The organism is Fischerella sp., from assembly GCF_013388695.1.
Classification (GTDB): Bacteria; Cyanobacteriota; Cyanobacteriia; order Cyanobacteriales; family Nostocaceae; genus PCC9605.
In genome coordinates, this window is record NZ_JACAEU010000191.1 from 1 (window position 1) to 25,804 (window position 25,804).

The window sequence follows — 25,804 nt, forward strand, 5'->3', positions numbered from 1 at the left end:
CACCAACCCCAGAGGGGGCCCCTAGCCCCCACTCTCCCACTCTCCCACTCATCCGCCCGGGCGTTTGCGAAATAAACCTGTCATACTCAAACCAGTAATCAACAATCCTAGTAACCCCAAGCCATTCAACAGGGGATAAATTGCTTGTAAACGGAAGATTGACAGGGTGTGAAGACTAAGGATAAAAGCGCCTAATTCACCTTGGTGCAACCATTCATCAACAATGGTGTAGCCTATGCCTGTTAGTACCGTCAAAAACAAGGGTAGACATAGCGCGATCGCAATCTGGCGATGGTATTTTCTAAAACTACGAATCATAGACTGTTATGAGTGGAGTTACTGTCAACAGACAGAACCAACGCCAGAAGTCTAACATAACAAAAAGCCCTTTCGCTTTGACTCTATTGATAATTTGACCAATTTGATTCAGTAATCTTGCTGCATAGGGATGGCGATCGCAAATTCTGAACCTTGTCTGATTGCTGAATTTACTTCCAGAGTTCCTCCATGTTTTTCAACAATAATTTGGTAGCTTATAGATAGTCCTAATCCAGTTCCTTTACCAACAGGTTTGGTTGTAAAAAATGGGTCAAAAATTCTTTGTTTGACTGCCTCTGTCATACCAATGCCATTATTAGCAATGTGAATTACCACTCTATGTGAGTTAGCCAGTTTTGTACGAATGCGAATCGTCGGAACTGGGTATTGAGAAGAATCTTTTCCTAGTTCCCAGTCTCCGATCTCTAGTCCCTCTTCTAAGGCATCGATCGCATTACTGAGAATATTGATGAAAACCAGGTTGAGTTCTCCTGGGTAGCACTCTACCAAAGGCAAATTACCATATTCTTTAATAATGGTAATGTTTTTGCAATGACTATTTAACTTGAGACGATTTTGTAAAATTAGTAAAGCACTTTCAAGGCTTTCATGGATATCAATTGCTTTTTTTTCAGATTCATTCGTGTAGAAATTTTGCAAGGAATAGACAAACTGCTTAATACGATTAGTGCCCGCCTTCATTGAATCTAGCAGCTTGGATAAGTTGATAGTTAAATTATCTATTTCAACTTGATCGATTGCCGTTTTAATTTCTACCGCTGGTTCTGGGTAGTGTTGTTGATAAAGGCTAATTAGTTCGAGTAAATTCTGGATATAGCGACTAGCACGAAGCAAATTTCCAGCCAAAACGTTGGTAGGATGATTGATTTCATTAGCAATGCCACAAATCACTTGTTTTAAGGTGGCAATTTTTTCATTATGTAATAATCTTATCTGGTGTTCTTGGAGTTGATAAAAGTCTGGTTCTGATATTTTTGTTTGCTGCCTTGCCTGTTGTAGATGAGTAAGTGTGAGGACTTGAATTTGGGAGTAAGATAAGAGTAATTGATGAAAATCAAGTAATTGATGCCTTCCAAGCGAACTTTGGACTATGATAGGCTCATATAACTGTTCGGGCGATCGCTGCAAAGCTATTTGAGTTGCTTCTATCACAGAAGTCGTATTATAAAGCACAGATTCTTTTTCAATTTTGAAGATATTAAGGAACCTTTCAATCGGGTGATTTAAAAATAGCTCTAAACTAAAGGGACGGCTCATATGTTCAAAAAATCTCCGTCGCGAAACCATCCCAACATAGTGCTGATGATGAGTTATGATAATTCCTGGCAGTAGAGGTTCATCTTTAAAGAGTTTTTCCAAATCACTGCCTAGATAATTTAGATCAATCTTTACTTCCCACAACCGTAAATCTTGCAAGGTTGACTCTACGATCAACTGTAGCTCATCAGAAATTGTCAGCGCATTCATAGTTGATATCATTCAATCTTTCCACTTGCTATTGATTAGACTTTTGCTGAAGTAGGGAAAAGGTCAAGGTAAAATCAGACCTCACGCAGCATCACGTGCGTTGTGAGAGTTTCCCCCTTGTAGTAACTGGCATTGAAAATTAGAGGCAGAGGTCAAGAAATTGAGAAGCCTTTTCCCTCTAACTTTTTCCCAAACCGTAGACACAAAGAGTCTTCCGGAGTTAGCTTTTTCCTTTGCACATCAATCTTTTACCCACAAATTTGCAAAAGTAAATTTTGCAAGTCTTTTAGTTTGCCAATAGATGCTTGAGACCTGTTACTGATGACCGAGAGTTGAATTTTGGACTATAGCTGAAATATAACTTAAATGCCTTTTTGAATAGTATTATAAATCGCGCTCCAAATAAAGTAACAAGGCAAGTATTTTTTTGTTTTATAGAAAATTGGTTTACTTGAAAATGCATATAGTTAGAATTACCAGATAAATTGAATACAAGTGTTGTCTCTCAAACTGTAAGAAATCGAACACAATTGATCGCAGATTTGTCTATGATAATTTTAATTTTGGCGTTGCTGAATCAAGATATGAATTTACAATTCACGGGTATGTAGAGACGTAGCATTGCTACGTCTCTACAAAAATGTATGCAAACATAATTCATGACCAAATTCAGCAACGCCTTAATTTTAAAGTCCTCTATCAATTATATGAGTATTAGGTTAATAGAAGGTTATTAAATGATAAGTATAAAATGAATAAAGGCAGGCGTTATCCTCACAAAGATTATGCACTTAACATACTTAGACAGCAATAGTTGGCTTTTTGAAATCGGAAGCAAACGGATACTACTTGACCCTTGGTTAGTTGGTTCGCTAACTTTCGGCAATTTGGATTGGTTTTTTAAAGGTTCTCGACCTCAAGAACATCCAATTCCAGAAAACATTGACCTAATTTTGCTGTCTCAGGGATTAGAAGATCATGCTCATCCACCAACACTCAAACAACTTGACCGCAACATTCCAGTAGTAGCTTCTCCCAATGCTGCCAAGGTAGTGCAGCAGTTAGGTTACACCCAGATAATATCACTTGCTCATGGTGAAACTTTTACGTTGAATGCAAGTATAGAAATCAAGGCAACTCCCGGCTCTCAAATTGGCCCGACTTTGGTAGAAAATGGTTATCTCCTCAAAGAGTTAGAAAGTGGCTTCACTCTCTACTACGAACCGCACGGATATCATTCCCCATCACTCAAAGAAGTTGCCCCTGTAGATGTTGTCATTACTCCACTTGTTGACTTGGCTTTACCCGTAGTTGGATCGATTCTCAGGGGTAATAAAAATGCTCTAGAACTAGCCCAGTGGTTGCAACCTCAAGTTATGCTACCAACAGCAGGCGGAGGCGATGTAATTTTTGAAGGTTTCCTGACAAAATTTCTGCAAACAAAAGGAAGCATTGATGAATTTCGTTCGTTATTAGCAAAGAACAATCTTTCAGTGCAGGTGATAGAACCTAAGTCACGCGATCGCTTTGAATTGCAACTACAAAAACGAGCATTAACAATTTAATTGCTATCTTTGTGTCTTGGTGTCTTGGTGGTGAAAAAATTTTTTTAAAACACTAAGACACTAACCAGAAACTATTGATTTGACGAGGAGAGAATCATGGTATTATATTTAGACTCAGCGATCGCATCGGAAGCAGAAATTGCCAAGCGAATGGGTTGGGTGAAAGGCATCACCACAAATCCCACCTTGTTAGCTCAAAGTAGTGCCCCACCAGAGATGACACTGAAAAAATTAGCTGCCTTGACAAATGGGCCATTATATTATCAGCTAACAGCCTCTGATTTTGATGGGATGGTTCAGGAAGGAAAAAAAGCTTTCGAGATTATCGGTGAACAGACAATATTAAAGATACCAGCAACACCAGTAGGCTTTGAAGTGGTAGCCTGTTTATCATCTCAGATTACTTGCTCAGTAACAGCGATTTACAGCGCATCTCAGGCAGCAGTAGCAAAAGAGGCAGGTGCTAAAATTGCGATCGCTTATGTAAATCGTGCGACTCGCTTGTTGGGTGATGGCATTGCCTTAGTACGGGATATGGCTAGTATACTGGCTGGCAGTGAGACTGAGATTTTAGCCGCTAGCATCAAATCACCTCAAGAAGCAGCCGCATCGCTACAAGCAGGGGCGCATCATTTAACTTTACCTTTGGCAATGTTGCAGGCTATCGCCACCCATGAGTTATCGCAGAAAACTATTGAAGAGTTTGCTAAAAACGGTATTGGTTTAAAGATTTAGTGGCTTGGTACAACGATGATGTATTTTTCTTAGTGTCTCTGTATCTTTGTAGTTCACTAGCTTCTGTATTCCTAACGACAGTTTGTTGTGATCTAACGACAGCTTTTAGAGTGGTGACAACTGGTGAACCGTAAACAGGTCGGTAGAGAGACAAAGTTGTATATTGCTGGAATGTTGATTTAAAACTTTCCCCATTACCCTTTCCCCTTTCCCCTTTTCCCCTTGCCCCAGTCCCCTTGAAAATATTGCGAAATGCACAGATAGCAATTTGTAGACCTATTTGTTTACTTTTATGTGAGGATTGTTTGCATAGGAGAAAGATGTTTTAAAAATTACAAAACTGATTAAAATCAAAGCAAACTAGCTGGAATTGTATATGGTATCAACTTCTACTCAGTTTTCGGATATTAAAAATCATTGGGCGCGTGCTTTTATCGAAGTCTTTGCTCAGCGTGGCTTTGTGAGTGGATATCGTGATGGTACGTTTCGCCCGGACAATTCAGTGACTCGTGCTGAGTTTGCTGCCATTATTGCCAAAGTATTTACGCAACCTTCCAAGCGAGAGTATGTCCCATTTACTGATGTTCCAGAGAGTCACTGGGCGGCAAATGCAATAAAAAAAGCTTACGAAACAGAATTTCTGTCTGGGTATCCCGATCGCAGTTTCCATCCTAACGATCGCATCGCTAGGAGCGATGTTTTGGTTGCTTTGGTCAGTGGCTTAGACCTTGCTGCCGATATCGAACCGGATCTGCTGACAGCACTTCCCCTCATTTACCAAGATGCAGCGAATATTCCTGGATATGCCAGAAAAGCAGTAGCTATTGCTACTCGTGCTGGTATAGTTGCTAGCTATCCCAACGTGAAATTACTTAACCCTAAAGTAGCAGCAACTCGGGCTGATGTTGCAGTGATAGTTTATCAAGCGTTGGTATATCAGGGGAAAGCTGAAAAACTTCCCTCAAACTACATTGTTGTTCCTCCAGAACCAGGAAACACACCCCCAGCTATCAACCTCAGTCATCGCCGAGAATTTCGAGGGGCTTGGGTAGCCTGCGTGTGGAATGGTGATTGGCCCAAGGCAGGACTTTCAGTAGCGCAACAAAAAGCCGAGTTAATCAAGATTATTGAAAAATTACAAGCCCTGAATTTCAACGCCCTGGTTTTGCAGGTACGACCAGAGGGAGATGCAATGTATGCTTCCCAATTGGAACCGTGGAGTGTTTGGCTAACGGGAACTCAAGGTCAAGCACCAAACCCATTTTATGACCCCTTGGAATTTGCGATCGCTGAATGCCACAAGCGCAATATCGAACTTCATGCTTGGTTCAACCCTTACCGCGCTAGCACTTCCAAGCAAAGAAAAAACGTCCGTCCCCACATTGCGGTGACTAATCCTGAAGTAGTTTACGAATGGGGCACTCAACTGTGGATGGACCCAGGGGCGAAAATCGTTCAGGATCGGGCTTACAACGTGATTATAGATGTGGTGAGGCGCTATGATGTCGATGCCATTCATCTAGATGACTATTTTTATCCCTATCCCATCGAAGGTCAATCCTTCCCCGACAACAAAACTTACTCTGCTTACAAGGCGGCTGGCGGTACACTCAGCGTCGGTGATTGGCGACGGGATAATGTCAATAAAATGGTACTGCGCCTCTCGCAGGGAATTAAGGCAACCAAGCCCTACGTTAAGTTTGGCATTAGTCCCTTTGGCATTTACCGCCCTGGACAACCCCCTGGCATTACCGGCTTAGACGCCTACAGCGTGCTGTATGCCGACTCCAAGAAGTGGCTAGAACAAGGCTGGATTGATTACGTAGCCCCCCAACTTTACTGGCGCACAGATCAAACACAACAAAGTTATTCTGCTTTGCTGAAGTGGTGGACGGAGGTGAACTCCAAGAAGCGACACATTTACGCAGGTAACAATCTCGAAGAACCAAGCGGTAAGAGTCGGGATAATGACGAAATTGAAAAGCAGATTAAAATTAGTCGCAGCCAGTTTGAGCAATTATCATTGGGGAATATTTTCTTTAATCTGAGCGTGCTGATGGAAAATCGTCAGGGCATCACTGATAAGTTCCAATCATTACTTTATAACAGACCAGCGTTAGTTCCCACTTTGTCTTGGCAGAATGTAGCACCACCAGCACCTCCCACTGCCCTGCAAGTTAACAGCCGCACACTGACTTGGAAACCGGGTGATAACAGCCAAATTCGTTCTTGGACACTTTACAGGCAAAGTGGCGATACTTGGACACTCCAGCGAGTTTTGCCTGCTAACACCACCTTTGCCACCGTTGAACCGGGAACCTATGCCGTATGTGCAGTAGGTAGGTTGGCCAATGAAAGTGTGGGAGTGATTATATCGGTGAGTTAGCAGATTACGCAGCGCCAATCATAGCTGAAGGCATCTAGTTTTACCCCAGGTAATAAAAAGCGCTCAGTAGTGAGAGACTAATACTCAGAGCGCCTACTTATTATTGCTTTGTTCTGTCACTCTGGGAAAAAAAATCGAGGCTAAATTATGAAACTCAGAGTTAGTGAGGGAATTGCCGATACCTAGCGGCAAGCCCTCCGAGTGATGCCTCCGGTACATCACTTAACGGCAGTTATACCATTTCACCTTAATCACGATACATATAAATCCTGTAGAGACGTTGCATGCAACGTCTCTACAACAAAATATGTTTCATGGCTAAAGGGAATTGGTATTAGAGTCTGTAATCAGAGGTAGGACGTTGCCTGACTTGATATGCTCTTAATCCTGCTTGAGAAATTACAGTTCTCCTACCTCTTCTAAAAGCAGGGATTTGTCCTTTTTGCACAGCTACATACAAAGCGCTTTGACTCATGCCCAAACGTCTTGCTGCCTCTGCCAGTGAAACACCTTGCATCTGCATACGCTGTTGCCTTCCTTGCAATCGTAATTAGATTGCTATCTAATTAAATTGTAACTAACTATTGAAAAATGTTAAAAAAAATAAATAATTGAGCAGAAATGCGTAACGTGAAAGTCATGCATTTCTGCTCGACCCTTTGCAGTAAAGACAGGCGAACGCATAAGCAATTGTTTACTGAGAAGACTCTTTCACCTGAGGTAAATGAGTCTGCAATCCGTTTTGAAATTCCCTAAGAGCTTCTCTAGCATTGGGTGTTGTAGCAGCTTGAGGCATTAGAACTAATAGGGGTAGAACTGAAAATCAGAGGTGTTACCCCGAACACGACATTGTCAAGTTCGCAAGTTCCCAAGCTTTCTCAGTCCATGCTTGATTAAGTAACCCGACTGCTGGCATTTGAAATTCAAATGGATGGGGTGGTGACACCAGCAACGAGGGTGAACCTTTGTCATAAGCCTCAACTAAGCTAACTATCCAAGGGAGAAAGTCTAAGATTTCCCTTGGCAATAAAGTTAACTCGAAGTTCCATGCTCGATTAAGACCTCGATATTTTAGCCCCTTTTTTACTATCATGTCTCGAAAAGCACTCTTGTTAATAGCCAGACGAAGAATGAACGGGCGTAATGGGATAAATTCATCAGGTGCTGTGTAAGCGTAAACATTCATATAGTTCAGTCGTTGCCGATCATCCACCCAAAATACGATCGGGGAATTACTGCTATAGGATGCACCAGTTACTCTCATCGGCACATTCATAGCAGCAGCGAAGAGAGAGTAGAACTTAAGCCTTAGTTCGCTAACAGTGTGTTTGGCTTCTGGAGTCACGGTTGCTACAGATATTAAGAAAATAATTGCGTGGCTTCATTGACTGACACTTGTCCTCAATTGCGGAAACGTTTCTTACGCTACCAAAATTAGATTCTGGGGAAGTGGCTACAGCCTGACACTTGTCCTCAATTGCGGAAACGTTTCTTACGCTGCTTGTGCTTGGCAACTTCTTTGCGCTTGCGTTTTTGCCCTGGCGTTTCAAAATGACGATGTTTCTTTATATCTGGAAAAATCCCAGCCTTGGAAACTTGTCGCTTAAATCGACGCAAGGCTGACTCGATTCCTTCATTTTCGCCCACAACTATTTGGGTCATTCTATCTCCTATTTAATTGGTACTGGGCAGTTTGTAAGCCATCCAGTAGACCAGAGCGCGAAAAAAAGGGCAGACTCCTTGTCTGCCCGAGAGACCTTAGAGTTAAATTGCTTGTCTCAAACCTTAGTAGCGTCGAAAGTATCCTCCACCATTGTTTCCTCCGCGTCTACCACCGGATGAACCTCTGTCTTCGCGCGGCTTAGCCTTATTAACCTTCAGGTTACGACCCATCCACTCAGCGCCATCAAGAGCCTCAATTGCCGCTGCTTCTTCGGCATCTGTTCCCATTTCTACAAAGGCAAAACCTCGCACACGGCCAGTTTCCCGGTCTGTAGGCAGTTGAACGCTCTTAACAGTTCCATATTCTGAAAAGACTTGTTTGAGGTTTTCTTGCTCAACCTCATAGGACAGATTGCCGACATAAATTGACATAAAATATCTCCAGAATCAAATGGTGTAGAGAGTTAGATTCGGAGAGAGGCTTGTAAATAGAGAAAAACAAACTGCACACAACCGAATATAATCCTTGGAACTAACAATAACATAAATCTACAAATGCTCGTATGTTATAGCGGCGCAATTTCTTTAGCAACCTCTCCAACACCAGCACTTCTGCTAGTATTTACCCATTACCCATTACCAACCTAGGCGACAGTATAAGTATTCAAACGGACACGTTATTTACTCACGATCAACGGCAATCTGATTGTAAATGTTGCCCCTAGTTGCTCTCCCTGACTTTCTGCTTGTACGCAACCTCTGTGTAGCTTTGTCAAATAGTGAACGATGGCTAATCCTAGCCCTAGTCCACCAAACTCCCTGCTTGTAGAGCTACTTTCTTGGCTAAAGCGTTTAAAAACATGAGGAAGAAACTCGGGACTGATACCTTTGCCTGTATCGCTTACCTGAATTTGAGCATAACAGTCACAGTACTCTAGTTTGACCGTGACCTGTCCTCCTTCAGGAGTGAATTTTACTGCGTTCGAGAGCAAATTCCAAACCACTTGTTGCAAACGGTTTGAGTCTCCCTCAACTTGGTTGGGAGCAGAATCTAAAAAAGTTTGAATTTGGATGGCTTTGGCTTGTGCTGCTAAACGAATCTCCTCCAGCGCGTTCTCAATCACGGCAACTAAATTCACTGGTTTAAAATGCAAACTCAGCTTGCCTTGAATGATCCGAGACACATCCAGTAAGTCTTCGATGAGTTGAGTCTGTAACTTGGCGTTGCGCTCAATTGTTTCTAGGGCGCGATCTGTTGTTGCTTGATCGAACTTTCGCGATCGCAAAAGCTGTGCCCAGGCCAGAATTGGGTTCAGGGGAGAACGGAGTTCATGAGAGAGAACTGCCAAAAATTCATCTTTGATTCGGCTTGCTGTTTCTGCTGCTTCTTTTGCCTGCTGCAATTCTAATTCTGCTTGTTTGCGATCGTTGATGTTAAAGCAAGTACCAATCAGGCGATAGATGCGTGAGTTGCTGTCTCGTAATGGGGTTAGGTTTGTGATCCACCAGGTTTTTTTGCCTTCGAGTACAAGGCACTCTTCATAACTAATGCGCTTTCCGGCTTCAATACATTGACGATACCGTTGAGTTACAGCCTGTGCCATTTCCGGAATAAGTACTTGCTCCGGGGTTTTGCCGCTTAATGCTGAAGATTCCAGTCCAGATATCCGTTCGTGGGCAGGGTTAATTCCGACATAGCGAAATCCTCCATCCTCTAGCACATCAACGATAAAAACTGCTGCTTCAATTCCTTCATAGATACTGCGTAAAAACTGTTCGCTTTCTCGAAGTGCTTCCTCTGTGTGTCTGCGATCGGTTACATCCAGTGATGTTCCAATTAGCTTCATGACTTGTCCCCGCTCATTGACAACAGGTTCTCCGCGAGAATCCAAATATCGAATTGAACCATCTGGTCGCACAATCCGTAGATCAAAGGTGTAAGGAACTTTCTGCGCGATCGCTAGTTCAACAGCTTGGAACAGAATCTCTCGATCTTCTGGAATAACCCTCTCAAGCAGTTCAGTATAACTCGGTTCGCCTTGGCTTGGATCAAATCCCCAATGCTGAAACGTAGTCTCTGACCAGCTAATTTTCTGGCTGTTTAAATCAAACTCCCAACTACCAACTTGAGCAACTCTTTGAGCCATTGCTAAATGAGTTTCACTCTGCCGCAGAGCCTCTTCTGCCTGTTTGCGAGCCGTGATGTCAAATCCAACGATAGTTACAATCCAATAACCTTCTGCTTCATTCCAACGAGAAGTGATGGTTTCTGCCACCCAACGCAGGGAACCATCTTTGTGATAGAAGCGGTACTCAATTGTAACGGTTTTCCCTGCGAAGATTGCTGCAAATGCCTGTGAAGAGATAGCTTCTAAATCTTCAGGAGGAATCCGTGACGCCCAGATTTCTGGGGTAAGTTCTGCGGGTGTATAGCCAAAGACTGTTTCATAACCCGCAGACTGATAGTCAATTTCTCGGTGACGGTCGGGGTAAAAGCGATAACTACCAATTGAGGCTCCAGCAGAGTTGAGGATATCATTTAACCTAGTTTCCGAAGCTTGCAGGTCTTGTTCCAGCTGTTTGCGCTGGGTGATATCGCGGAAAAAAATGTTCAGTCCATCTTCAGAGGGATAAGCATGAATTTCTAACCAGACATTGAGGGGTTCATAGAGAATTTCAAAATGGACTGCAACTTGCTCAGTTACGGCACGGTGATATTCTTGTTCTACTTGCGTTCCCACTGACCAAGGCCACTGCTCCCAGAAATTCTTACCAACGATCTCAGTGGCTGTTTGCCCGTTATTTCTGGCAACTTTTTGATTAACATACACAATCTGCCAGTCTTTGTCTAATGCTATAAAGCCGTCGGTAATGCTTTCTAGGATAGTGTGAAGCCGATCGCGTGCCGCTTCACTGACCACCCGTAACCGTCGCTCGTACTCTGTGGTTTCTTGGCAAAGTTGCGCTAGTTTCAAATTGGCGCTGTCCAGTTCTGCCAAAGTTTCGGTGCGTTTGCGTTCTTCTTCACAGACACGAGCATTGGCGATCGCATTTTTGATTTCTGTGGCAACCAATTCAAAAAAAGCCCGGTAATCTTCATCTAAAGCACGTCTATTATTGACCCCAACTACCAAAATTCCCACTGGCTGCTTTTTACCAGGTTGTGCTATGGGCAACACTAAAGCTGTCTGTGTTGGCTCTGCCCAACTTCCTGTTCGCAAACAATCGCAACGATTGGCTAGGTTATCTATTACCACAGGCTGTCCTGTTTCGATTACTTCAGCAAAATACCAAATCAAGTCACTTGATAAATCTATTACTTTTATCTTAGTGGTATTTACTGCTATACAGCCTACTTTTTCTACCAAATGCGCTTTGTTTCCAGGCTCTATTAAATACAACAGAGCGAAAGGAATATCAGTAGGGTTGCTAGCCAAATTTTCCATTACCAAACGGCAGGCATCCCTGAGTGTTGCAGCATCACTACTTCTTGCTGCTAAGTCCCGTATGGTTTTCAAACGCCGTTGACCTATGACAGTTTGAGTTCTATTGGTACAGTTAACAAATATACCTCCCACATTACCGCTTTCATTACGGATAGGACTGTAGGAAAAAGTCATGTAGACTTCTTCCAGATACCCGCTGTGGTTTATAAATAGTTGCATGTCTTCCGAGACAGCGGGTTCACCAGTATCTATGACTCTCTCAAGCTTAGATTTGATGGCAAGCCAAAGTTCTGGCCAGACTTGCGTAATTGTTTGTCCGAGCGCATGAGGATGCTTTTCTGCAAGGATAGGAATATAAGCATCGTTGTAGAATTTGATGAACTCGGTTCCCCAATAAATCACGCTGGGAGAGCAGGAGTTGAGTAGAATACTGACGGCTGTACGCAAGCTTTGAGGCCAATTTTCTACAGAACCAAGGTAGGTGTTTGCCCAGTCAAAGCAACGCATTAAGGCACCCATCTGTCCACCGCCAGCAAATACGCCCTCCAGGGAATTCGCTTGTTGCTGGATCATCTCAAGCGCTCCTTATTGGGAAGTTTTTGATGAGAAGGTGTTGAGCTTTATTTTTTTGCTGGTGCAGCATGCTACTAATTCTTGCCATTGTTAAAGGAGAAGAAATTGCTTGCCCGTTTTCCTATTGATCAATCGTTGGTAAGGTTTACCTTCCACTCGGTGGCAAATGTCTCCTGAATCAGTTCCAACTCCAACCGGAGTTTTCGCATGAGCTTACCTAAGCTATGGCTATATATAATGTCATGAAATTTTTTTACGTTAACCTTATACCTCCCTTTAGAGAGAATAATTTATTTCCTTAACAAAATTGCATCCCTCAAAAGGCATAAACAGGGGACTGGGGACTAGGGCAAGGGGCAAAGAAACTGGAAAAGTAAAAAGTAAAAAGGTAAAAGAAAAAATTCTTTCTTTTTACTTTTAGCTTTTAACTTTTGACTTATTTTTGCCCAATACCCAATACCCTCGAAAATTTTCACTCTTTAGGATGACGTATCAAGAGTTTTTTCTCTTTAATTTAGATTTACATCTATGCAATTTTTTTAAAAAATATTAAAATTATAAAGAGTTAGCACAATTTGGGGTAAAGCAAACAAAATCCCAAAGTGTAATTAAAGTAAAGTTCTGTTGTAAATCCCCTTGTTTGGAGTTGCTCTCGACTAGCCACGACGAACTCATTCTTAATCCTGGCTTGATTCAGCCTCATGGTTTGCTATTGGCGCTTAGTACTCAGTTAGAGATACTACAAGTTAGCAACAATAGCCAAGATTATTTGGGTAAACTGCCAGAGGAACTGCTTGGTCAACCGCTTAGTTATTTGCTTGATGCGTCACAGCTAGAAGCGATCGCCCAGTGCTTGCCAGAAGACTCTGAGGTTGTTAATTACCTGAAGCTGTCAATCTGCACAAGTGCAGGTGAACAATACTTTGACGGTTTTGTGCATCGGACAACAGATGCTGTGATTCTGGAGCTAGAATCAACTCACTCACAAGCCAAGGTAAATTTCTTGAATCTGCATACCTTGGTGAAAGGGGCGATCGCAAAATTAAAACGCACAACCAACCTGATAGAATTTTTACAATTAGCAGCAGTAGAAGTCCGAAGAATCACAGGCTATGACAGAGTTATGGTCTACCAATTCGACCACCAGGGAGCAGGAGTGGTGATTGCTGAAGCCAAGCAAGAAGAGTTATCACCCTATTTAGGACTCCACTATCCAGCAACAGACATTCCCGAGCAGGCGAGGGAGTTATATCGGCGCGGTTTGCTGCGATTTATACCTAATTTAAATGCCCAGCCTGTGGAATTGATGCCTACAACAGATGTTACTCCAGTTGATTTAAGTCTGTCGGTGCTGCGAAGCGTTCATCCCTGTTGTGTGGAATTTCATCAAAACATGGGTGTAGCGGCTATTATGGTCATTTCGCTCATCCAAAATGAAAAGCTGTGGGGATTGATTTCCTGTCACCATCAAACTCCCAAGTTTGTTCCTTACGAAGTCCGGGCTGGCTGTGAATTGTTGGGACAGATCGTGTCATCTGAGTTAGCAAATAAAGTTATTCAAGAAGAAGTGGACTATAAAGCCAGATTGGAGTCTCTGCGTTCTGGTGTTGTGGAATCCATTTCCCAAGCAGATAATTTCAGGGATGCATTAGTTCAGCCTGAACCCCGCTTGCTGGGTGTTGTGGGTGCAACTGGAGCCGCAGTGTGTCTGGATCGTGAAATTACGCTAGTTGGGGCAACACCAGATATTGAAAATGTGCGATCGCTGATTGCCTGGGCAGACACCCAAGTAAAAGACAATATATTTTATACCGATTCTCTACCAAAGCTTTATCCAGAGGCTCGCTCATTTAAAGATACTGCCAGTGGTTTGCTGCTACTACGGATTTCTAAACTGCGGCACTATTACATTCTGTGGTTTCGCCCTGAAGTCATCCGCACGGTGAACTGGGCAGGTAATCCCGATGAATCGATTCAGGTTCACTCAGATGGCAGTATCACCCTTTGTCCGAGAAAATCCTTTGCACAGTGGCAAGAAATCGTGCAATTAACTTCCGAACCCTGGAAGCAGTGCGAACTTGACAGCGCCCTCAGTCTTAGAAATGCGATCGTGGGTATTGTGTTGAAAAAGGCAGAAGAGTTAGCCAAGATTAACCTGGAGTTAGAACGCAGCAACCACGAACTCGCTTCATTTGCTTATGCTGCTTCCCACGACCTCAAAGAGCCTTTGCGGGGCATCTATAATTACTCGACAATTCTGTTAGAAGACTATGCACCCGTGCTAGATGAGGATGGCATAGAGTTCTTGCAGACGATAGTGTCTTTGTCGGTGCGGATGGAAACTTTGATTAATGGTCTGTTGCGGCTATCGCAGCTAGGACAAGCGGAACTGCACCTACAAGCGACAGATTTAAACGAATTACTCAATCAAGTTATAAGTGTCTTTCATGCTAGCCGTCAGCAAGCTAACCTGGATATTCGCATTAACAGACCTTTACCAACAATTCAATGCGATCCAGTTCTTGTTAGCGAAGTCTTCAGTAATTTGATCGCTAATGCCTTTAAATACAACGACAAGGCAGAACAATGGGTTGAGATTGGCTATCTGGACAAAGAGGACACAGGTAATCTCCCCCCCTCTCCACGCCACATGCTACAACGGAGGGAACCTCCGCAACGCAGTGGCTCCCCTCCTCCTCTCTCCCCCTCCTCTTGTTCCCAATCCCCACCTATTTTCTACGTACAGGATAACGGCATCGGTATTCCACCCCATCACTACCAAACCATCTTCAAACTCTTTAAGCGGCTTCACTCTCAGGAAAAATACGGTGGTGGAACAGGTGCGGGACTAGCTATTGCCAAGAAGATTATTGAGCGTCACGGCGGTCGAATTTGGGTTGAGTCTACCGTAGGTGAAGGATCGACATTTTACTTAACGCTGGAATAGGTTAAGATATATTAAAAAAATATCATTTTAATACAAAATTTTTCAGACCGAAGACCGCTGATGACAACAAAACTTAACGATCCACTGCTGGTTGTTGAGGACAGCAATGAGGATTTTAGGATACTGCAACGCCTAATGCGGCGTATGGCTGTCAAAAATCCTATATATCGCTGTACTAGTGGAGATGAAGTTTTAGACTACCTTTATCAAGAAGGGAATTATAAAAACATAGATGTAGCGCCACGACCTTCTGTAATTTTGCTCGACCTGAATTTACCAGGTATTGATGGTCGTGAAATTCTACAACAGTTAAAGCAAGACAAGAGTTTCAAGGAGATTCCCGTCATTGTTTTCACCACATCATCCAACCCCAAGGATATTGAATTATGCTACCAAAAGGGCGCAAATGGCTATCTGATCAAGCCTATGGATGCTCAAGAGCTTCAAAAGACTGTTCAAGCATTTGTAGACTATTGGCTGGAGGTTAATATACCACCTGTTTAGTTGGTGGTTAGTGGTTGGTGGTTGGTGGTTGCAGGAACAACCAACAAACAACAACCAACAAACAACAAACAACTAATGTTTAGATTTATTTTACATTTCTTTTAGTTTTTTTTTATAATTTCGCAATATATGGCAATGTTGAGTAAAGAGTTTTGTACCTCTGCCTCATATTCCTATGCCGTATGCCTCGACGCTACTCATCATTGATGACTGTGCAGCAGATCGGAAAATCTATCGTAGATTTCTTCAAAAAGATCCTCACCAGTCTTACCAAATTTTGGAGGCAGACTCGGCAGGGGATGCGCTTAGCTTGTGCCAAGAAACACGCTGCGATGTCATTCTGCTAGATTTTTGCTTGCCTGATATGAGCGGACTAGACTTTCTCGATCGGTTGAGGCGGCAAAAATTAGAGATATCCATACCCGTGATTATGCTGACAGGACGCGGCGATGAAGAGGTTGCCGTGCAAGCGATGAAAAGGGGTGTCCAGGATTATTTGGTTAAGCAACACGTGAAACCGGATGTATTGCAATTGGCAGTTCGCAACGCGATCAAGCAGTCTTGGCTGCAAACGCAGCTAAACAAAACTCAAGAACGACAACGCCTGATAGCTGCTATGCTGCTGCGAATTCGTCAGTCTCTTGATTTAGAGCAAATTTTGCATACGGCTGTGGTGGAAGTGCAGCAACTTCTCAAGTGCGATCGCGTCATGGTATGTCAATTGTTTCCAGAAATTGGTGTTAAGACTGTTGCTTGCTCCGGTGAGTACTTAGAGACAACATATAATACCAACTCCGGAATTGCACCACCAGATCAGTTAATAACTGGTGGTTTTTTATCTCATTCTGGGTGGTTACAAACAAGTACTTGGCACAAGCAGAAAAGCAATTCTCTGATTTTTCCGTCAGTAACAGCCAAGGTATATGAAGCTGAGTTGAGCGATCGCTGCTTGAATTCGCTAGAGGCATTTTATAGTGAAACAAATCTCGTAGTTCCCATAACTTTAAGTAACAATGGAGAATCAACATCAAAACCTTGGGGTTTTTTGATTGCTGATGAATTTTCTCTAAAGCGAGAGTGGCAATCTGATGAACTAGAAATACTTCATGAAGTGTCAGTGCAACTAGCGATCGCCATTCAACAAGCGGAATTGCTAGCACAGACTCAAGCGGCGCTACAAAAAGAAAAGCAACTCAACACATTTAAATCGCAAATCGTCGCTACTATTTCCCACGAGTATCGAACGCCGTTAGCTTCTATCCTCGCTGCTGCATCCACCCTCAAGCAACATGGCGAACTACTAGAGGAGTGTAAAAAACAGAAGTTTCTGCAAATCATTGAGCAGAAAGCACGACATATGTCCAAATTGATGGATGATATGCTAGTCGTGAATCAATTTGAATTAGATAAAGCCAAATTTAAGCCAATTCTGCTCGATTTGCTGCCTTTTTTCTCTGCTTTGATAGAAGAACAGCAAGAAATAGCAAGCGATCGCCATGAATTAATTTTTAACTGTACTGGTAATTACAAGGGTTTTTGGGGCGATCGGGGACTTTTGCGACTAATTTTTACTAACTTAATGTCGAATGCGATTAAATACTCTCCGAATGGAGGCAAGGTAGAGTTTCACCTGATTGGGAAAGAATCGCAGATTATATTTTACGTTCAAGATTGGGGAATAGGCATACCAATAGAAGACCAAGAAAACTTGTTTCAACCCTTCAGTCGTGGAAGTAACGTTGACACAATCTCTGGAACAGGTTTAGGACTGGCGATCGCGAAAGCTTGCGTAGAGTTACATGGAGGTAGTATTGCTTTAGAAAGTCAAATTGGACTAGGAACCAAAGTCATAGTTTCCTTACCAAAGCGACATAATCAAGGGAGTAGTTAGTAGTTAGTAGTTAGTGGTTAGTAGTTAGTGGTTGTTAACTATGCCCAATGCCCAATGCCCACTCCCCCACTCTTTCCTATGGTTCATATTTCACTATTGCTTGTCGTCCTAATATTGAGTTCGCACAATCTACACTGCCTGTCACTAATTTACAAGTCTCTCTTACCTCTGAAACTCCGACAACAACTCGAACATATAATCCATCATCTAACTCAGTCTTTGATACTTCATATAAAAATCTTTTCTTAGGATGTGCAGATAGCGAAGCGGCTAATGCAGGTGTTGCACAAATAATAGCTTTTTTGCCAGAAGGTACATAGTAGTCAATAAAAAAATCACGGTCTTTTTTATCGTTGTTCCAGCCACTATATAATAGCTTTGAAGACCAAGTTATGCATCTCAAATCAGGCCCTTTATCATTAAAACCTTTTTGAAAAACTACTTTAGAAATCCCAAAATTATTGTTTTCTTTTTGATGTTTTTCTTTCAATATTTTCATTGTGTAATCAATATCTATAACTCTAGCTCGAAATATATCAACTAAAAAGAAGGTAAATAACAATAGTGAAGTTAACCCTAAGCCGATTGTGAGTAGCAATACACGACTTCTAAGAGCATCAGGTATAATTATTTTTTTCATAAGTTTAAGTGCTGTACAATCAAAACTACAACTACCTTAACTTACAAATATATAGTTGCAATTACTGCTCAATCTGCACATGAAAATTTTGCACCGAGACTCTGCGCCCCTGGTGCATTTTAAATTGCTACTCTTTTACATAAAATTGAAGAAGGAAGAAAAACCCTTCCTTCTATAAATTAGAAACTATAAATTCTCAAAAGTTTGCTCATTCATAATTTCTAACTTTTATTCCCCTGTAATCGATAGTCCATCAACCCAGACTCTTGGACAAACTCCTGCGGGAGTCAACTCTTCCTCTTTCTCTACAAAAATAATTGACTTCAACAGTTGTAGAAAATCACCAGCCACAGTTGCTGATTCAATACTTGTCTTGACGCCTTTGTTGACAATCCAACCATCAAACGGCAGAGAAAATGAACCTTGCAAAGACTTTACTCCTGCATGGAGAGCTTGTAAATCATCAATGAAAATCACATTTTCGGCAGTTTCCAAGCTCAACTCTTGTTCAGCTGGTGCGCTAGCAGAGACGTGATAAAAGTTGGGACTAACAGTAACTTTTGCACCAATATTAGCATTACCAGTGGGTTGGGCATTCATTCTTTTGGCAGTGCCTGCACTGTGGAGAAAGCCTTTTAAAACACCACTTTCAATCAACGAAATTCGGCGTGTCGGAGTTCCCTCACCATCGAAAGTTTCGGCAGCAACATTAGCAGGATGCAATTCATCATCATACACGCAAAGCAGAGGAGAAGCAATTTGTTTTCCTAAATCATCAGGAGTAGACAGGCTTTGTTTATCTAAAATATTCTGAGCATTAAACAAATTAGAAAAAGCACCCAAAAGACTTAAGAAAGCATCCGGTGAAAAAACAACAGTATATTTACCAGACTTGACTTTTTCATAGTTCAAATGGCTGATAGTTTTCTCTGTTGTTTCTTGAATACAACCGTTGACATCTAGCGAATCAAAACTGCGGCTAATTCTAAAAGCACCAGCACTACGTGGTTTTTTTCCGTTTTCTTCTGTTTTGCTGTAAAGATAAATCGATGCCACAGAACGAGACTCAGTTCTCATCGCACCATCGCTATTGAGATAGAATCTGTCAACATCTCTTTGTGCCAAATTATTATAAGGCACTCCCTGAATAGCCGGATGGGCTGCCAAGACTTCTTTTTCAGCCGCTAGCAAGCTTTCTATGAGCTGAGAAACTTGTGCTTGAGGAGATTTCTCAGAAGATTTATTGGGGATAGGAACAGTAGCTTCGGGACTAAAATCTGGAACATTCTCTTTTACACCAAAAAAACTAGCTTCATAGGCTGTTTTTAAAGCTAATTCCAATCCTTTGGGGTCTACATCTGTTGTACTAGTGACACCCATTGTCTTTTCTTCATTCCAAACGCGCACGGTGACACCAGAAAGATTTGAAGCTTTCACTTGCTTAGGCTCACCTTGATCTACTTGTACGCTAGTTTGGTCTACTGTAGAGCCATAGATATCGAATTTTGTGATGCCAAGTTTTTGTGCACTTTCCTTGGCATAAGTTGCAATCTCGTTAATATTTGCCATACTCAACTTTGCAATTGAAATTTTGCAGCGCAGAAACTCTATTTTCTTCTTTGTGTCTTTGTGTCTTTGTGGTTTATCTGGTATTTTATTAACCACCAAGACACTAAGACACTAAGACACCAAAAATTCTTAGCGTCCACCAACGGTAATCGAATCAACCTTGATGTGAGGCTGTCCTACTGTGGTGTAAATACTGCCACTAATCGAGCCACAAAAACCTGGGGCTAAAGACAAATCTTGGGAACACATGGAAATTTTATTCATAATTTCCTTAGCTTCACCAATCAAGATAGCTCCCTTAAGTGGTTTGGTAATTTTGCCATTTTCAATTAGGTAAGCTTCGTCTACACCAAAGTTAAATTGACCTGTAGCGCCAACGCTACCACCACCCATTTTTTTACAGTAAATGCCTTTGTCAACAGAGGCAAATAAATCTTCTGTTGTGTATTCTCCAGGAGCAATGTAAGTATTACGCATCCGGCTAGCAGCAGCAAATGTAAAATTCTGACGGCGTCCGCTACCGGTTCTGGGGTGTCCGGTACGCCAAGAACCAGATCTATCTGCCAAGAAGTTTTTGAGAACGCCTTTTTCAATCAATAGCGTTCTTTGGGCTGGCATACCTTCATCGTCCATGTCAATTGTGCCAAAGGCTTGTTCGGTACGCCCTTCATCCCAAGCTGTTAGGCTTTCGTGGGCAATTTTTTCGCCTTTTTTATCGGCAAAGGGAGAGGTTTTGCGTTCAATTTGCGTTGTTTCTAATAGATGTCCGCAAGCTTCATGGAAGATCACCCCACCAAAGTGATTAGCCATGATGATGGGATAAGTACCTGATTCTACGTAATCAGCGTAAAGCATTTTACCTGCGGTTTCGGAGATATGCTCGGCTGATTCTTGATAATCCCAGGTTTTCAAGAAGTTGGGATCGCTGGTGTTGCCGGCACGTTCACCGATGGAAGCACGATGAGCGCCGTCAGCACACAGGAGGCTAAATCCTACAGATTGGGTGAGGCGAATATCACGAGCAAAAGTGCCATCACTGGCTGCTACCAAGACTTCTTGCCAATCCCGGAAATAGGTAGCGCGGCGGGATTGGATATGTGTGGCTTTTTGTTGGAGTTGGGCAGTACCATCAAGAAGGATTTCTCCCATTTCCCGAATGGAACTACACAGAGATAACCAACCATCTTTACCTCTTTTGGTAGCGTAGTCTCTCAGTAGTTCCAGGTTGATTTCTGGAATGAAGGCGTTGGGAGCAGGTAGCTGCAAGCCCAAGATAGAAAGTCCTTTTTCTAAGGCGGCTTTCAAACCTGAAAAAGAAAGGTCATTGGTGCTGACGTAGCAGTCGCCATGTCCTTTAAATACTCTCACTCCCGCACCAGTGGAAAGACGGGGTGTGATGCTGGTGATCGCATCTTCTTCTGCAAGGCAACTGATGTAGTTGACACGCTCTAAGAAAAATTCGATGAAATCAGCACCAGCGGCGCGTCCAAGTCCTAGGAGGGTTGCCAAGGGAGCTTCCCAGGTTTCATCGAATCGTTCTGTAGTAGAGGTGTATTGCAGTGTTGGGAGTTGTTTAGACAGAAGTAGCGTGTTTGTTAGCATGGATAGCCTCTTGGTGCTGGCTTTTTCGGAGATTAGACTGAAATATCCAGGTGTGTTCACTCTAGCAAATTTACTCGTCATCCATCCGTACTAGCTCTTTGAACAGTAACTTGGCTGCTTTGGCTGATACACGCGATCGCATTAATTGCACTGGTTTACCTGCTGCTGAGGATTGTATTTCACTGAATTGAAAATAGCTATAAAAACCCTTTAACCTTTAACTTTTTCCCTTTACCAACTCTGGCAAAAGTCACTTTGGCAAGAGGTATATTGCTTGTGGTGTTTATAGGATGATTTGCGATCGCACCTGGCTAACCGATAGGGGGAGCAGTATAGCGAACAATCCTTCCAGAGATTTTTTTGTCGAGATGAGAGCACTACATCTGCCGCTACTAAAAACAAGAATAAAAAGAAAAATTAAGCTGCAATCAAAGCATTAGAGGAAGCAGAATTAAAAAATATAAAGCCAATTCCTAAAATGCATGTGCTATTTTTAATAAACGCATATTTTGTGTTTATATAAATAAACTAGTAAAGGTAAAGTCTTTATTCGGCTGAAAAGCTAACAAAATCAATATTCAGTTATTAACTGCATCTTTTATGGTTGTACAGAATTGGAGACGTAAACGTGGTGTTGCACTGACTACTAGGGGTTTACAAAAACTTCAGGAGGCAAAGCGTAGATCAGAAACAGAGGAAAATTTTGGCAATAGCTACACTCTTGAAGAAATGAGTACACTTTCTGGATTATACCCCAGTACAATCTCGAAAGTACTTAATCGCGAAGGAGGTGTAGATAAAAAAACTCTGGAAAAGCTATTTTCAGTTTTTGGTTTAAAAATAGACAAAAATGATTATTTAAGCTCTAATACTCATGTAGATTGGGGAAATGCTACTTTTACATCAGCTTTTTACGGACGAACAGAAGAACTTGCTAAGTTAGAGCAATGGATTCTTGATGAGCGTTGCCAATTGATGGCACTGTTAGGAATGGGTGGCATTGGTAAAACGTCTCTGTCTATAAAGCTTGCTCAAAAGATTCAGGAAGATTTTGAGTATGTGATTTGGCGATCGCTACGAGAAGCACCACCAGCTAATGCTGTTCTCGCTAACTTGATCCAAGTTTTATCCGACGATCAAGAAACAGAAACAAATTTATCAGATAATTTAAGTGATAGAATAGCGCGACTACTCCATTATCTACGCAATTACCGCTGTTTGGTGATACTTGATAATGTAGAGTCAGTTCTCCGCAGTGGCAATCGAGCTGGACAATATCGAGAAGGCTATGAGGGGTATGGTGAGCTTTTTAGACAGCTAGGAGAAGCAACTCACCAAAGCTGCTTATTGCTGACTAGTAGAGAAAAACCGAAAGAAATAGCATTACTCAAAGGACAAACGTTACCCGTTCGCTCCCTACAATTAGGTGGATTGAAGGTAGCTGAAGGGCAGGAAATTTTTAAAGTCAAAGGACTATCTGCCACAGAGGCAGAATGGGAAGGAATTATTAAACTCTATGCAGGTAATCCATTAGCTTTGAAAATAGTTGCTACTACTATTGAAGATGTCTTTGATGGTAATGTGACTGAATTTTTGCAGCAAAATACGGCAGTTTTTGGAGATATTCGCGATCTCTTAGACCAGCAGTTTGAGCGTTTATCAGATTTAGAAGCCGAAATAATGTATTGGCTTGCGGTTAATCGTGAGCCAATTTCGCTATCAGAATTACGGGAAGATATCATATCACCAATACCACCACAAAAGTTACTGGAGGCTTTAGAATCTCTGGTCAGGCGATCGCTCGTTGAGAAAAGCGCAGCTACTTTCACCCAACAACCTGTAGTCATGGAATATGTGACTCAGGTATTGATAGAGCGGGTTTGTGAAGAGATTGCATCTGAGAATATCGAGCTTTTTAGATGCCACGCTCTGATGAAGGCGACAGCGAAAGACTACATAAAGGAGGCTCAAATTCACCTGATCCTCAAACCAGTTATAAATGGACTGATCGCTGTGTTTAGAAGCAAAAGAAACATTGAAAATCAATTAACCAAAATTCTAGCAAGGCTACGAGAAGAATCCCCGCAAGAACCAGGATACATGGCTGGAAATATTCTCAATTTGCTCTGTCAGCTAGAGACAGATTTAAGCGGCTATGATTTTTCTCATCTCACTGTTTGGCAAGCAGACTTGCGGAATGTGAAATTGCACGATGTCAATTTCCAAAACGCTAATCTAGCTAAGTCTGTTTTTGCTGAAACCTTCGGCGGTATTTCCTCGGTAGCTTTTAGCCCTGATGGTAAACTTTTGGCTACGGGGGATACCAATGGTGAGATTCGCTTGCGACAAGTTACGGATTGGAAACAACTTTTGACCTGTAAGGGACATACTAACTGGGTTCCGTCACTAGCCTTTAGTCCAGATGGTAGTATCCTTGCTAGCGGAAGTAGTGACCGTACCGTGAAGCTGTGGGATGTAGGTACAGGTCAATGCCTGCAAACCTTTCGAGAACATGATAATGAGGTTTGGTCGGTAGCCTTTAGTCCCGATGGTAAAACATTAGTAAGTGGCAGTAATGACCACACAATGAAGTTATGGAGTATTCAAACTGGAAAATGCTTAAAAACTTTCCAGGGACACACAAGTTGGGTAATATCAGTTGCCTTTAGTCGAGATGGACAGACGCTAGCAAGTGGCAGCGATGACAACACAATTAGGTTGTGGGATGTTGATACTGGCGAATGCATCAAAATTCTACAGGGGCATGATGATGGGATACGGTCAATCACTATGAATTCTAATGATCAGACACTAGTGAGTTGCAGTGATGACCAGACAGTGAAGTTGTGGGATGTTGCCACTGGTGAATGCATCAAAACTTTACAGGGGCATCGTGCTGCGGTTTGGTCAGTTGACATTTGTCCTCAAGGCGATCTGATCGCTAGTGCTAGTCTGGACCAGACAGTTAGGCTATGGAGCATTAGCACTGGTCAATGTCTTAAAACTCTTCAGGGACATTCCGGTTGGGTATTTTCTGTCATCTTTAATCCGCAAGCGGATCTTCTCGCCAGTGGCAGTGACGACCAAACTGTGAAGCTATGGAACGTTAGCACTGGTCAATGTCTTAAAACTCTCAGTGGATATACCAGCCAGGTCTGGTCAGTTGCTTACAGTCCGGATGGTCAGACGTTGGCAAGTGGTAGTCACGATCGCACGGTGAGATTGTGGGATGTCAATACGGGTCAAGCCTTGCAAAGTTTCCAAGGACATCGTGCTGTGGTTCGATCAGTTGCCTTTAGTCCAGATGGTCAGATGTTGGCAAGTGGCAGTGATGATCGCACAGTGAGGTTGTGGGATGTCAATACAGGTCAAACCTTGCAAATTTTCCAGGGACATCGTGCTGCAATCCAGTCAGTTGCCTTCAGTCCAGATGGGCAAAAACTGGCAAGTGGTAGTGAAGATCAAACGGTGAAGTTGTGGGATGTCAACACAGGTCAAGCCTTGCAAACTTTTCAGGGACATCGTGCTGCAATCCAATCAGTTGCCTTTTGTCCCCAAGGCAGGATGCTAGCGAGTGGTGCATGGGATCAGACAGTCAAGTTATGGGATATCAGTACAGGTGAGTGCAAAAGAACGTTGGAGGGGCATACGACTTGGGTTTGGTCAGTTGCCTTCAGTCCAGATGGTGAACTGCTGGCAAGTGCTAGTTATGACGGAACAATCCGATTGTGGAGTGTCAGCACCGGTGCTTGTCTCAAAACTTTCGAGGTTTGTGCAAATGGTATCGTCAAAGCAGTTGTCTTTAGTCGTGACGGTCAGACCCTAGCTAGTAGCAGTCCTGATTACACAGTTAAGTTATGGGATGTAGATACAGGTGCATGCAAAAGAACTTTACGTGGGCATTCGGCTTGGGTGTGGTCAGTTGCCTTTAGTCCAGATAATCAAACTCTGGCTAGCAGCAGCGCTGATGATACAATTCGACTTTGGGATATTAGTGCGAATCAGTGCTTAAAAACTTTGAAAGCTAAGAAATTCTATGAGGGAATGAATATCAGGGGGGTTACAGGTTTGACTGCTGCAACGATTGCTACGTTGAAAACGTTGGGGGCAATTGCTTATGAAAAACAGCCTCTGCAAGCAGTTATCTAGTTATATCAAACTAGTGGAGATTTCCTCTACTTGATAAGTGTCAATCCCTGACTGTCTAGTTGTTACGGTAGTTAGGTCTAACCAGCTTCGGAGCTTCTGTTGACCCTTACTTGACAGGGGCTAGACAGTCTGGGATATCAACTATTAACTCAAGCTCTATCTATATAAACTGTACAGATAGGCGCAAACTAAAAATCAGCCATAGGAATATCGCTTGGCAATCCTTGTGCGAATTCCTCAAACATGATTGTTTCCAACTCAAACTGCGTGTCATCCAAGGTCTCTAAGCTGCTCTCGCTGCGGCTGCTACTAGAATCATAAGTACTCAA

At 42.5% G+C, this 25,804-nt stretch carries 17 protein-coding genes; 7 read left to right on the forward strand and 10 right to left on the reverse strand.

Features of this window, described 5'->3' with window-relative positions; all coding sequences use genetic code 11:
- Positions 1-48: 48 nt before the first annotated feature.
- Together HXY43_RS25425 and HXY43_RS25430 are read right to left on the reverse strand one after the other, a co-directional pair.
- Entirely contained in the window at positions 49-318 is a 270-nt protein-coding gene (locus HXY43_RS25425; protein ID WP_026733730.1) for a hypothetical protein, read from the reverse strand.
- 108 nt (positions 319-426) lie between these two features.
- Entirely contained in the window at positions 427-1,818 is a 1,392-nt protein-coding gene (locus tag HXY43_RS25430; protein ID WP_290889600.1) for an ATP-binding protein, read from the reverse strand.
- A 773-nt stretch (positions 1,819-2,591) separates the two neighbouring features.
- Between HXY43_RS25430 and HXY43_RS25435 the strand changes: the two genes are divergently transcribed.
- The 3 genes from HXY43_RS25435 to HXY43_RS25445 all read left to right on the forward strand — a co-directional run bounded on the left by HXY43_RS25435 (position 2,592) and on the right by HXY43_RS25445 (position 6,492).
- The gene (locus tag HXY43_RS25435) at positions 2,592-3,371 is read left to right on the forward strand and encodes an MBL fold metallo-hydrolase (RefSeq protein WP_290889603.1); all 780 of its coding nucleotides are present in this window, start codon (positions 2,592-2,594) and stop codon (positions 3,369-3,371) included.
- A gap of 96 nt (positions 3,372-3,467) precedes the next feature.
- Positions 3,468-4,106 carry a transaldolase family protein gene (locus HXY43_RS25440; protein WP_290889606.1) on the forward strand — a complete coding sequence of 213 codons (639 nt, stop codon included), beginning with the start codon at positions 3,468-3,470 and terminating at the stop codon, positions 4,104-4,106.
- Positions 4,107-4,482: 376 nt separating this feature from the next.
- On the forward strand, positions 4,483-6,492 hold the full coding sequence (locus HXY43_RS25445; protein ID WP_290889609.1) for a family 10 glycosylhydrolase: 2,010 nt from the start codon (positions 4,483-4,485) through the stop codon (positions 6,490-6,492).
- Between the two features lie 334 nt (positions 6,493-6,826).
- On the opposite strand, the gene HXY43_RS25450 is transcribed toward HXY43_RS25445, so the two are convergent.
- From HXY43_RS25450 to HXY43_RS25470, 5 genes are all read right to left on the reverse strand, one after another.
- Positions 6,827-7,015: a helix-turn-helix domain-containing protein gene (locus HXY43_RS25450; protein WP_290889612.1), complete on the reverse strand. Its 189-nt coding sequence runs from the start codon at positions 7,013-7,015 to the stop codon at positions 6,827-6,829.
- A gap of 309 nt (positions 7,016-7,324) precedes the next feature.
- Positions 7,325-7,837, reverse strand: a complete 513-nt coding sequence (locus HXY43_RS25455; RefSeq protein WP_290889615.1) for a hypothetical protein — start codon at positions 7,835-7,837, stop codon at positions 7,325-7,327.
- Positions 7,838-7,965: 128 nt separating this feature from the next.
- Positions 7,966-8,154 (reverse strand): 30S ribosomal protein S21, encoded by a 189-nt coding sequence (gene rpsU, locus HXY43_RS25460; protein ID WP_026733722.1) that lies wholly within the window; start codon positions 8,152-8,154, stop codon positions 7,966-7,968.
- A gap of 123 nt (positions 8,155-8,277) precedes the next feature.
- Positions 8,278-8,586 (reverse strand): RNA-binding protein RbpA, encoded by a 309-nt coding sequence (locus HXY43_RS25465; protein ID WP_026733721.1) that lies wholly within the window; start codon positions 8,584-8,586, stop codon positions 8,278-8,280.
- Between the two features lie 245 nt (positions 8,587-8,831).
- A complete protein-coding gene (locus tag HXY43_RS25470) occupies positions 8,832-12,173 on the reverse strand; it encodes a PAS domain S-box protein (protein WP_290889621.1) in 3,342 nt (1,113 codons plus the stop codon).
- 640 nt (positions 12,174-12,813) lie between these two features.
- On the opposite strand from HXY43_RS25470, the gene HXY43_RS25475 reads away from it, so the two are divergent.
- The 3 genes from HXY43_RS25475 to HXY43_RS25485 all read left to right on the forward strand — a co-directional run bounded on the left by HXY43_RS25475 (position 12,814) and on the right by HXY43_RS25485 (position 17,515).
- Positions 12,814-15,120: an ATP-binding protein gene (locus HXY43_RS25475; RefSeq protein ID WP_290889625.1), complete on the forward strand. Its 2,307-nt coding sequence runs from the start codon at positions 12,814-12,816 to the stop codon at positions 15,118-15,120.
- Positions 15,121-15,180: 60 nt separating this feature from the next.
- Entirely contained in the window at positions 15,181-15,624 is a 444-nt protein-coding gene (locus HXY43_RS25480) for a response regulator (protein ID WP_290889629.1), read from the forward strand.
- A 175-nt stretch (positions 15,625-15,799) separates the two neighbouring features.
- A complete protein-coding gene (locus HXY43_RS25485) occupies positions 15,800-17,515 on the forward strand; it encodes an ATP-binding protein (RefSeq protein WP_290889632.1) in 1,716 nt (571 codons plus the stop codon).
- 76 nt (positions 17,516-17,591) lie between these two features.
- On the opposite strand, the gene HXY43_RS25490 is transcribed toward HXY43_RS25485, so the two are convergent.
- The 3 genes from HXY43_RS25490 to HXY43_RS25500 all read right to left on the reverse strand — a co-directional run bounded on the left by HXY43_RS25490 (position 17,592) and on the right by HXY43_RS25500 (position 21,326).
- Positions 17,592-18,155: a hypothetical protein gene (locus HXY43_RS25490; protein WP_290889635.1), complete on the reverse strand. Its 564-nt coding sequence runs from the start codon at positions 18,153-18,155 to the stop codon at positions 17,592-17,594.
- A 228-nt stretch (positions 18,156-18,383) separates the two neighbouring features.
- Complete coding sequence (locus tag HXY43_RS25495; RefSeq protein WP_290889638.1) at positions 18,384-19,724, reverse strand: TldD/PmbA family protein; 1,341 nt, start codon at positions 19,722-19,724, stop codon at positions 18,384-18,386.
- Between the two features lie 129 nt (positions 19,725-19,853).
- Positions 19,854-21,326, reverse strand: a complete 1,473-nt coding sequence (locus tag HXY43_RS25500; protein WP_026733714.1) for a TldD/PmbA family protein — start codon at positions 21,324-21,326, stop codon at positions 19,854-19,856.
- Positions 21,327-21,926: 600 nt separating this feature from the next.
- On the opposite strand from HXY43_RS25500, the gene HXY43_RS25505 reads away from it, so the two are divergent.
- Entirely contained in the window at positions 21,927-25,475 is a 3,549-nt protein-coding gene (locus HXY43_RS25505; protein ID WP_290889642.1) for an NB-ARC domain-containing protein, read from the forward strand.
- Positions 25,476-25,804: the final 329 nt, after the last annotated feature.